Annotated in this window: 1 protein-coding gene; it reads right to left on the bottom strand. The window is 71.7% G+C overall.

Annotated elements, in window-relative coordinates:
• Positions 1-502, bottom strand: a 502-nt coding sequence (locus AC1DYG_RS19340) for an alcohol dehydrogenase catalytic domain-containing protein (RefSeq protein ID WP_477641479.1), incomplete at both ends; no start/stop codon positions are given.

The raw sequence follows: 502 nt of genomic DNA, 5'->3' as shown, positions 1-502 counted from the left end.
GGGTGGCACCGAACTTCAGTGCGCTCTCCCGCTTGAAGGCGACCGGGTCCACGGCGAGGACGTGGGCGGCCCCTGCGTGTGCGGCGCCCTGCACGGCGTTGATGCCGATGCCGCCGACGCCCATCACGATCACCGTCTGGCCCGGGTACACCTGCGCGGAGTTCACCGCGGCTCCCCAGCCCGTGCCGACGCCGCAGCCGAGCAGGCACAGCACCTCGAGCGGCAGGCTCTTGTCCTGAACCTTGACGGCGGAGTCGGTGCTGACGGTGGTGTACTCGCTGAACGTGGACAGCCCGCAGGTCTGGGCCACCGGCTGCGCGTCCAGGCTCAGCCGGAAGCTGGCCGGGTCGTCCGGGCGGCTGCCGGTCATGATCGCCGCGCCGCGGTCGCACAGGTTCTGCAGCCCCTTCGCGCACCAGCGGCAGCGACCGCAGCCCGCGACGAAGGAGAACAGCACGTGGTCGCCCTCGGCGAATCCCGTTGTCTCCGGGCCCACCTCGAC

The sequence above is a fragment of the Pedococcus sp. P1_H8 genome, from assembly GCF_056405175.1.
Note: the sequence above shows the minus strand (reverse complement) of the source record. Positions and strands in the feature narration are given on the sequence as shown.